The sequence below is a fragment of the Streptomyces sp. NPDC054841 genome (genome assembly GCF_053611045.1).
In genome coordinates this window covers 1-8,738 of sequence record NZ_JBSGZO010000365.1, presented here as the reverse complement: position 1 = coordinate 8,738, position 8,738 = coordinate 1, and the positions used below count along the sequence as shown (strand labels likewise).

The window sequence follows — 8,738 nt, the reverse complement described above, 5'->3', positions numbered from 1 at the left end:
CAGTGCGCGGCCGCCCCTCAGTGCTCAGGGAGCGTCAGAACTGCAGCGCCCAGGAGTCGATCTTCCCGGTGTCGATGGCCGCGTTGTCGCTGACGCGCAGCTTCCACGTGCCGTTCGCGACCTCCGAGGAGGCGTTGACGGTGTACGTGGTGTTGATGTTGTCGGAGCTGCCGCCGGTGCCGTAGCCCTTCAGCGTGTACGCGGTGCCGTCCGGGGCGATGAGCTGGACCTGGAGGTCACCGATGTAGGTGTGCACGATGTTGACCGGCACCTGGAGGGCGGCCGGGGCGTTGCCCGGGACACCGCTCACGGTGACGGGCGACTCCACGGTGGCGAAGTCGTTGATCGCGTAGTCCGCGGTGTTCTCGAACCTCGAGCCGGGCGGCTGGGTGGAGCCGCCGCCGACGTACAGCAGACGGTTCGGCGATCCGGTGCCGGGGTTGCCGACCACGTTCGGGGTCGCCGCGGTGGTCAGGGCGGAGGCGACCTGCGCCGGAGTGGCGGTGCGGTTGTCCGCGAGGTAGAGCGCGGCGGCACCGGCGACGTGCGGGGTGGCCATCGAGGTGCCGGAGATGGTGTTGGTGGCGCTGTCGCTGGTGTTCCAGGCGGAGGTGATGGAGGAGCCCGGCGCGAAGATGTCCAGGACACTGCCGTAGTTGGAGAAGCTGGAGCGGGCGTCGGTGCTGGTGGTCGAGCCGACGGTGATGGCCTCGGTCACCCGGGCCGGGGACGTGTTGGACGCGTTGGCGCCGTCGTTGCCCGCCGCGATGGCGTAAGTGACGCCGGACGCGATGGAGTTGCGTACGGCGGTGTCGAGGACGGTGTCGACGCCGCCGCCGAGGCTCATGTTGGCGACGGCCGGCTTGACGGCGTTCCGCGTCACCCAGTCGATGCCGGCAACGACCTGGTCGGTGGTCCCGGAGCCGGAGTTGTCGAGCACGCGGACGCCGACGACCTTGGCCTTCTTGGCGACACCGTAGGAGGATCCGGCGACGGTGGCGGCGACGTGGGTGCCGTGGCCGTGGCCGTCCTGCGCCGTGTTGTCGTTGTCGATGGCGTCGTAGCCGTACGAGGCCCGGCCACCGAAGTCACTGTGGGTGATACGCACACCGGTGTCGATGATGTACGCGGTGACACCCGTTCCCGCCGAGTCGGGGTAGGTGTAGCTCTGGTTGAGCGGCAGCGCCTTCTGGTCGATGCGGTCCAGGCCCCAGGAGGGCGGGGACGGCTGGGTGCCGGAGATCGTGAAGACACGGTTCTGCACGACGGACTCGACGGCCGGGTCCGCGGCGAACTTCTTGGCCTGCGCCTCGGAGAGCTCGACGGAGTATCCGTTGAGCGCGGCGTTGTACGTCTTCTTGATCTTCGCTCCGTACTCCGCGGCGAGCGCCTTGCCCGCCTTGGAGCCGGCGTCGGCGGCCGACTCGTCGAAAGTGACGATGTAGCTGCCGGCGATGACGCCGGGCGCGCCCGCGTTCTGGATGACGCCTTCCGGCGCGGTCTCCGCCGCGGTGGCCGGAAGGGCGGACGCGGCGCCGAGCGCGAGGGCGGCGACGGCTATGGCGCTGGCTGCGGACAGTCTTCGCCGCGAATTACGCATCACGGACATGTGAGGGATCCTCCTCATTGGTGGTGCGTCACTGTGGGGGTGATCGGCAGGAGCATGACAATTCGCTCGTCCCCGGTGTCCGCCGGGATGTCTGCGAGGTTGCCGTGCCGCTGCCGTCCGAAAGATTGACGGATCCACAGGAATCCCACAAGAGCTTTGAAGGCCGCGTAACACGTGTGCCACACAACTGCCATCCTGGATCACATGACGGAATATCAATGTCCGGTGTGCGACGTTCGAGCGGCCGTTGATGAGCTCACCTGGCACTGTCCGCAGTGCCTGGGCCCCTGGGATCTCGACTTCACCACGGCCCCGGTGCCACGCAACTTCCTTTCCGGACGCGTCAATTCGCTCTGGCGTTACGAGGAGGCCCTGCCGCTGCCCGCATCGGACGCCCGCGCCGCGGTGTCCCTCGGCGAGGGCCGCACCCCGCTCGTCCCGCTGACGGACACCGTCACCGCCAAGCTGGACTTCCTGATGCCGACCCTGTCGTTCAAGGACCGTGGCGCGGTGATGCTCGCCGAGCTGGCGCGGCAGCTGAAGCCGCGGCGCGTGATCGCCGACAGCAGCGGGAACGCGGGCACGGCGATCGCGGCGTACTGCGCCCGCGCCGGGCTGGACTGCACCGTGTACGTTCCCGCCGCGACCTCCCCGAAGAAGGTGGAGCAGATAGGGGCGCACGGCGCCCACCTCGAGCTCGTGCCCGGCGACCGCGAGGCCACTGCGCGGGCCGCCCGCGCTGCCGCCGACGAGGACGGGGTCTTCTACGCCTCACACGTCTTCAACCCGTACTTCCTGCACGGCACGAAGACGTACGTGTACGAGATCTGGGAGGACCTCGGCGGCCGGCTGCCCGAGGCGCTCGTCGTCCCCGTCGGCAACGGAACACTGCTGCTCGGAGCGGCGCTCGCGATCGACGAGCTGTACGGGCACGGGCTCATCGACGAACGCCCGGCGCTGATCGCGGTGCAGGCCGCGGCGGTCGCGCCGCTGGCCTTCGCGTTCCGGGCGGGCGCCGACGATGTGCTGGCACCGGCGTTCACGACCCCCACCCTCGCGGAGGGCATCGCCATCCCGCACCCGCCGCGCGCGCGGCAGATCCTGACCGCGGTGCGTGCCACCGGCGGCACGTTCCTAGCGGTGACGGAGGATCAGATCCGGGCCGCACAGCTCGATCTCGCCGGGCGCGGACTCTACGTCGAGTCCACGGGGGTGGCGTGCTGGGCGGCGGCCGGGGCGTACGGGCTGGACGGACGCACCGCCGTTCTGCCGCTGTGCGGGGCGGGGCTCAAGACGGGGCTGGCGACCGCTCAGCCGTAGACCGCAGGCCGTCGTTCGCCGCGGCCGGCCGTGCGGTCGCCCACCGCGATGGGCACACGGAGTCAGTGCGGGACAGTGACCTCTCCCTGCGCCTCCGGACGGTGCACCTCCAGGATCGTCGCGATGCCGTCGACCTCGGCGCACTCGTGCATGGTGATGCGGTCGCCAGGGGCAAGGTGCCGCCACTGCGCGGGAATCAGGGGCAGGAGGCGCACCGAAGCGCGGCCGCCCGGTGGGAGTTCGGGGGCGAACTCGACCCACAGGGCGGCGATGTTCAGCGCCGGTTCTCCGCTGTCCCCGACGTTGCCGATGTTCCACATCGGACGCAGCACCCCGGCGCCGGGGATCGGCGTACGCCGGAAGGTCTCGCCGAACGGCAGGAGTGCCAGATCGGCACGGATGACCCCCGCGCGCGTCTCGTAGCCGCGCCACCGGCACCACGCCCGGCTCCGCTCCAGCCCCAGCTGCCCGGCGGCACGCTCCAGCTCGTCCCAGAAACCCGGCGGCAGCGTGCGTACCTCCGCGAGCTCCTGCAGCAGCTCGAACGCCACCTCCCACTCGTCGTGCGCGAGGTGGTCCCAGACATCCCCGACAGTGATGTCGTTCTCGGTAGCGGCGTCCTCGGGCACCAGTAGCGAGGCGCTTTCGAGTATCCCGACGACGTCCATGCGCCGATTGTGGAACGGCACCGGTACTCCTGCGCTCGAGGGGCGAAATCGCCAGGGTGCCCGGCGAATGCGGCAGAGCGCCAGGGCACCTGAAGGTCACACGCGTCGCCTACGTAGAGTGTGGGCCATGTCGGCGGAATCCCCTCTAATACGTAGCATGCGTACGGCCGTTGCGGCCGCGCCCGATGACGTACCCCTGCGACTGCACCTGGCCGAACTGCTGCTGGATGCGGGGCACGCCGACGCCGCGGTGGCGGAGGTTGCCGTGGCGCTGCAGCACGCGCCCGGTGATGTCCAGGCGCGCGAGCTGATGGCCCGGGCCATGGGCGCCCCGGCTCCCGAGCAGCCTCCGGTGACCCCTCGACCCACCGTGGGCTTCGACTGGAAGGCCGCCGAGGACCAGGTCGGCGATGTCGTGCCACCCCGGTTCGCCGAGGAGCCGATCACCGTGGACGGCAGTGGCGATCCCGGGGATGCCGCCGCTTGGGACGTGGAGCTGCCCGGAACCGTCCGCCTCGCCGACGTGGGCGGTATGCAGGACGTCAAGGATCGTCTGGAGGCCGCCTTTCTGGCGCCTTTGCGCAATCCGGAGTTGCGCCGCCTGTACGGCAAGAGTCTGCGCGGCGGTCTTCTGATGTACGGGCCGCCAGGCTGCGGCAAGACCTTCATCGCGCGGGCCGTCGCCGGTGAGCTCGGGGCGAGTTTCCTGTCCGTGTCGGTCAACGACGTGCTCGACATGTGGATCGGAAACTCCGAGCGCAACATGCACGAGATCTTCCAGACCGCCCGCCGCCAGGCTCCGTGTGTGGTCTTCCTGGATGAGCTGGACGCGCTCGGCGGCAAGCGCAGCCGCACCCAGAGCGCCGGCATGCGCAACACCGTCAATCAGCTGCTGACCGAGCTGGACGGCATCGACGCGGGAGCGAACGAGGGCGTGTTCGTGCTCGCGGCGACCAACGTGCCCTGGGACGTGGACATCGCCCTGCGCCGCCCCGGCCGATTGGACCGGACCCTGCTGGTACTGCCGCCCGACGGCCCGGCCCGGGAGGCGATCCTCCGCTATCACCTGCGCGAGCGGCCCATCGCGAACATCGACCTGGGCAAGCTCGTCAAGGCCACCGACGGCCTGTCCGGCGCCGATCTGGCCCATGTGTGCGAGGCGGCGGCCGAGCAGGCGCTTCTGGATTCGGCCCGCACCGGCACCGTACGCATGATCGACATGAAGGACCTGCTGGCCGCGGCCAGGCAGATCACGCCCTCGGCCGAGCCGTGGTTCGCGGCCGCCCGCAATGTGGCGATGTACGCCAACGAGGGCGGGATGTACGACGACCTGGTGGCCTATCTGAAGAAGAAGCGGAAGCTGTGACCACACTCCACCCGGCCGTCGAACAGGCCCAGGCCCTCATCGACCTCAAGCGCTACGACCAGGCCCAGGCGCTGCTGGGGCGGCGCCTCGCCGAAGACCCCGGCGACATACGCGCCTGGGTCAAGGTCGGCTACTGCCATCTGAACACGCAGCAGCCGCAGCAGGCACGGGAGGCGGCCGGCGAGGCCCTCAAACTCGACCCCGAGGACTACGGCGCGCTCATCCTGCGCGCCCGGGCGCTGACCAGCGGGCCGGACAGCTCATGGCGCAACGCCGAGCCCGTCCTGCGCGAAGCGGTCCGCGTCAACCCCCACCACTGGTACGGCTATGCGATGCTCGCCGACGCCGTATGGCGCATGTCGGTAGTCCGGTACGTCCAGGAGACCGGCACCAAGGCGATCCAGCCCCACGAGGTCGAACGCGTCACCCGGGTGGCGGCCGACCTGGTCATGGAGGCGCTGCGCCTCGGCCCCGAGGAGGTCTACGCCCACGAAGTCGCTCGGCTGATCGCCGACTTCTCGGGCAACAGCACCGTCGCCGACCAGCTCGAGCGCGCGATCCTCCGGATCGACCCCACCCACCCCGAGGCATTGGCCCAGCAGACCGGAAAGGCCGCCGGCGCCCCGGGCGTCAAGGCTGCCCAGGCTGCCGACCTGTACGCCGCCGGGCTCGCCGCCGTACCGGACTCCGACTCGATGCAGCGTGGCCTGGACCAGGCCACGTACCGCATGCTGCGCGGCGTGCGCTGGCTCGCCCTGCTCTGTCTCGGCCTCGCCGGGGCGATGATGGACCTGTTCGCCGTCGAGGGCGAGGTGCAGCGGGAGCTGCCGCTCCCGCTCGGCCAGCGCCTGTGGTACCTCGTGCCGATGAGCGCCATCTGGACCGTCGGCGCCCTGCTGCGCTACCGCCGACGGCGCACCGGCGTCCGGCTCAACGTGCAGTCGCTGATGCGCCGCGGTCGGTGGGCCCGCATCGTGGTGGCCCAGGCGTCCTGGGCCATGGTCTGCGCGTTGCTGATCGCCCAAGTCCCATGGGCGGACCGGCTGTTGCCCCAGGTGCTTTTCTGGGCCGGGCTCACGCCGACGTTCGCCACGATCTGGTTCGACCAGAAGAAGGCCCGCTGAGCAGCACGCCGACGGCGGTCGACACCGCCGCCCTGCCTGACCTGCTGAGCGCCCGGCCGCACGCCCGGCACAATGCTCAGGTGCTCGACTTCGACATCGAGACCTACGCCCCCCAGTGGCTGCGTGGCCGTACCGCGATCACCACCGGCCACGGCGACCGCCTGCGCACGCTCATCGGGAGGACGCTGTCACGGGCCTGGCTGCTGTGGGACGTCGCGGACGGCACATGGTTCGCCGACGCTCCCGTTCTGCTCGACTTCGGCGGGGAGCAGGTCGAGATCCAGCACCAGAAGTTCGACGATCTCTCGGTGAGCTGGAACTCCCTCGCCCCCCGCGGGTCCGCCCACTGGCCGGGGTTCGACCTGCGCTGGCGCCACGACGCCGTACCGGCGCTTGCTTCGCTCCAGGGCCAGGTACTGCAGGACGTCGAGCTGCTGGAGTGGCGCGGCGACGATGCGGCGCAAGGGATGGTGGCCATCGGATTCGTCTTCCGGCACGGCCGGGTCACCGTCTTCAACGCGCTCGACGAGAACGGCCTGAGCTTCGCGGCGCCCGAGACCGACTACGAGTGTCACCCCCTGCGGTAGCCGTCCCCGCTCGTCGTCCGGAGAACGACGCCGCGCGGCCGCAAAGGCCGCCCAACCCGCTCCGCCGCAGGTCAGACGGCCTTTCGCCGGACGTATTAGACGTTGAAGCGGAACTCCACGACGTCCCCGTCCTGCATCACGTAGTCCTTGCCCTCCATACGCGCCTTGCCCGCCGAGCGCGCGTCCGCGACCGAGCCCGTTGCGACCAGGTCGGCGAAGGAGATGACCTCGGCCTTGATGAAGCCCTTCTGGAAGTCGGTGTGGATCACACCGGCCGCCTCGGGGGCCGTGGCGCCCTTCTTGATCGTCCAGGCGCGGGACTCCTTCGGGCCCGCCGTGAGGTAGGTCTGCAGGCCGAGGGTGTCGAAGCCGACGCGGGCGAGGGTGGCCAGGCCCGGCTCGTCGGCGCCGACGGACTGGAGGAGTTCCATGGCGTCCTCCTCGTCGAGCTCGGCGAGGTCGGCCTCGAGCTTGGCGTTGAGGAAGATCGCCTCGGCCGGAGCGACCAGGGCGCGCTGCTCGTTCTTGAAGTCCTCGTCGATCAGCTCGTCCTCGTCGACGTTGAAGACGTAGAGGAAGGGCTTGGTGGTGAGCAGGTGGAGGTCGTGGAGGAGCTCGGCCTTCTCGCTGCCCTGGACGATGCCGGCGGAGAAGAGGGTGTTGCCCTCCTCCAGGATGGCCTGGGCGGCCTCGACGGCCGCGACCTTGGGGGCCGTGTCCTTCTTGATGCGGGCTTCCTTGGCCAGGCGCGGCAGGACCTTCTCGATGGTCTGGAGGTCCGCGAGGATCAGCTCTGTGTTGATCGTCTCGATGTCGTTCTTCGGCGAGACCTTGCCGTCGACGTGGACGACGTTCTCGTCCTTGAAAGCGCGGATGACCTGGCAGATCGCGTCGGACTCGCGAATGTTCGCCAGGAACTTGTTACCGAGGCCCTCGCCCTCGCTCGCGCCGCGGACGATGCCGGCGATGTCGACGAAGTCGACCGTCGCGGGCAGGATCCGCTGGGAGCCGAAGATCTCGGCGAGCTTGGCGAGCCGGGCGTCGGGGACGCCGACGACGCCGACGTTGGGCTCGATGGTGGCGAACGGGTAGTTGGCCGCCAGCACGTCGTTCTTGGTCAGGGCGTTGAACAGGGTCGACTTGCCGACATTCGGCAGACCGACGATTCCGATCGTGAGCGACACGTTGGCGACTTCCTGGAGTGAGGACTGCTGGGGCGAGGACTGCGAGCCGGCGACTGACTGGCTGATGGCCTTGGTCCGGGGGCCCGGAGGGTGGGCCGATCCCCCAGTTTACGGGCGCGCCGCCGGGGCACGTCACGCGTCCGATACGTCGAACTCAACATCAAGGTCACCCAAAGGGCGTGTCCTGTGACGTACTGATCGCACTTTGCGACCTACGTTGGTCAGGTGGAGCAACAAAAGACTGGTACACCGTCGAGGCAGCGGCCGCGGCCGCAGGCCCCTCTGTCCGGGCAAGGCGCGCTCATCGAGGGCGCCGCGGTGTACCGGGTCACGGCCCGGCCAGGGCGCCCCGGGGCCCCCGGCGCACCCGCGAAGCCGGGCAAACGGCCCGCACTGCGGCCGACCCGCCCGGTGCCGCCGGTGGTGCTCGCCCTGCGCAGACTGCCGAATCCCCGGCTGACGGGACTCGGCAGCGGGCTCTTCGCATCGGCCGTGATGCTGCTGATCGGCTCGCTCGACTCACTGCTGCTCGGCGGCTCCGCCGTCGTGTACTGCGTGCTGTTCCTGCCGGTCAGCGCCCTGACGGCGCTGTGGGTGCGGGGCGCCGACCTGGTCACCGCGCCGATCGGCGTGCCCATCGCGTTCGCCGTCGGGATCGTGCCGATCTCCGGCGGGACCGGTGGCGTCGGCGGCCAGGTGATGGCGGTGATCACCGCGCTGGCCATGAACGCGGGCTGGCTGTACGGCGGCACGCTCATCGCAGGCGTCATCACGATCGTGCGGAAGATCCGGCTGATGACCCGCCGCCGCTCACGCCGGCCCTCAGGGCCTCCCCGCCGCGCCTGACGCCCCCGCCGCCGGCCTCCGGGCTTCCCCAGGC

General features: G+C 70.1%; 8 protein-coding genes. 5 read left to right on the top strand and 3 right to left on the bottom strand.

Annotation, left to right across the window (positions count from 1 at the left end):
- Window positions 1-34: 34 nt before the first annotated feature.
- The gene (locus ACWGI8_RS33280) at window positions 35-1,609 is read right to left on the bottom strand and encodes a S8 family peptidase (protein WP_453666645.1); all 1,575 of its coding nucleotides are present in this window, start codon (window positions 1,607-1,609) and stop codon (window positions 35-37) included.
- Window positions 1,610-1,813: 204 nt separating this feature from the next.
- On the opposite strand from ACWGI8_RS33280, the gene ACWGI8_RS33275 reads away from it, so the two are divergent.
- Window positions 1,814-2,929, top strand: coding sequence for a threonine synthase (locus tag ACWGI8_RS33275; protein WP_453666644.1), 1,116 nt, complete (start codon window positions 1,814-1,816; stop codon window positions 2,927-2,929).
- Between the two features lie 62 nt (window positions 2,930-2,991).
- On the opposite strand, the gene ACWGI8_RS33270 is transcribed toward ACWGI8_RS33275, so the two are convergent.
- The gene (locus tag ACWGI8_RS33270) at window positions 2,992-3,597 is read right to left on the bottom strand and encodes a hypothetical protein (protein ID WP_453666643.1); all 606 of its coding nucleotides are present in this window, start codon (window positions 3,595-3,597) and stop codon (window positions 2,992-2,994) included.
- Between the two features lie 127 nt (window positions 3,598-3,724).
- Here ACWGI8_RS33270 and ACWGI8_RS33265 point away from each other — a divergent pair, with 127 nt between their 5' ends.
- From ACWGI8_RS33265 to ACWGI8_RS33255, 3 genes are all read left to right on the top strand, one after another.
- Window positions 3,725-4,963, top strand: coding sequence for an ATP-binding protein (locus ACWGI8_RS33265; protein WP_453666641.1), 1,239 nt, complete (start codon window positions 3,725-3,727; stop codon window positions 4,961-4,963).
- Window positions 4,960-6,087, top strand: coding sequence for a tetratricopeptide repeat protein (locus ACWGI8_RS33260; RefSeq protein ID WP_453666640.1), 1,128 nt, complete (start codon window positions 4,960-4,962; stop codon window positions 6,085-6,087). Before ACWGI8_RS33265 ends, ACWGI8_RS33260 begins: the two co-directional genes overlap by 4 nt.
- A gap of 80 nt (window positions 6,088-6,167) precedes the next feature.
- The gene (locus ACWGI8_RS33255) at window positions 6,168-6,674 is read left to right on the top strand and encodes a hypothetical protein (protein WP_453666639.1); all 507 of its coding nucleotides are present in this window, start codon (window positions 6,168-6,170) and stop codon (window positions 6,672-6,674) included.
- 95 nt (window positions 6,675-6,769) lie between these two features.
- On the opposite strand, the gene ychF is transcribed toward ACWGI8_RS33255, so the two are convergent.
- Window positions 6,770-7,858 (bottom strand): redox-regulated ATPase YchF, encoded by a 1,089-nt coding sequence (ychF, locus tag ACWGI8_RS33250; RefSeq protein WP_453666637.1) that lies wholly within the window; start codon window positions 7,856-7,858, stop codon window positions 6,770-6,772.
- 225 nt (window positions 7,859-8,083) lie between these two features.
- On the opposite strand from ychF, the gene ACWGI8_RS33245 reads away from it, so the two are divergent.
- Window positions 8,084-8,704: a DUF6542 domain-containing protein gene (locus tag ACWGI8_RS33245; protein ID WP_453666636.1), complete on the top strand. Its 621-nt coding sequence runs from the start codon at window positions 8,084-8,086 to the stop codon at window positions 8,702-8,704.
- The last annotated feature ends 34 nt before the right edge of the window (window positions 8,705-8,738 follow it).

What these genes read in the sequence shown, in the direction of transcription:
- ACWGI8_RS33270 (WP_453666643.1), bottom strand. Translation starts at nt 3,597, where the DNA reads ATGGACGTCGTCGGGATACTCGAAAGCGCCTCGCTACTGGTGCCCGAG.
- ACWGI8_RS33275 (WP_453666644.1), top strand. Translation starts at nt 1,814, where the DNA reads ATGACGGAATATCAATGTCCGGTGTGCGACGTTCGAGCGGCCGTTGAT.
- ACWGI8_RS33280 (WP_453666645.1), bottom strand. Translation starts at nt 1,609, where the DNA reads ATGTCCGTGATGCGTAATTCGCGGCGAAGACTGTCCGCAGCCAGCGCC.
- ACWGI8_RS33265 (WP_453666641.1), top strand. Translation starts at nt 3,725, where the DNA reads ATGTCGGCGGAATCCCCTCTAATACGTAGCATGCGTACGGCCGTTGCG.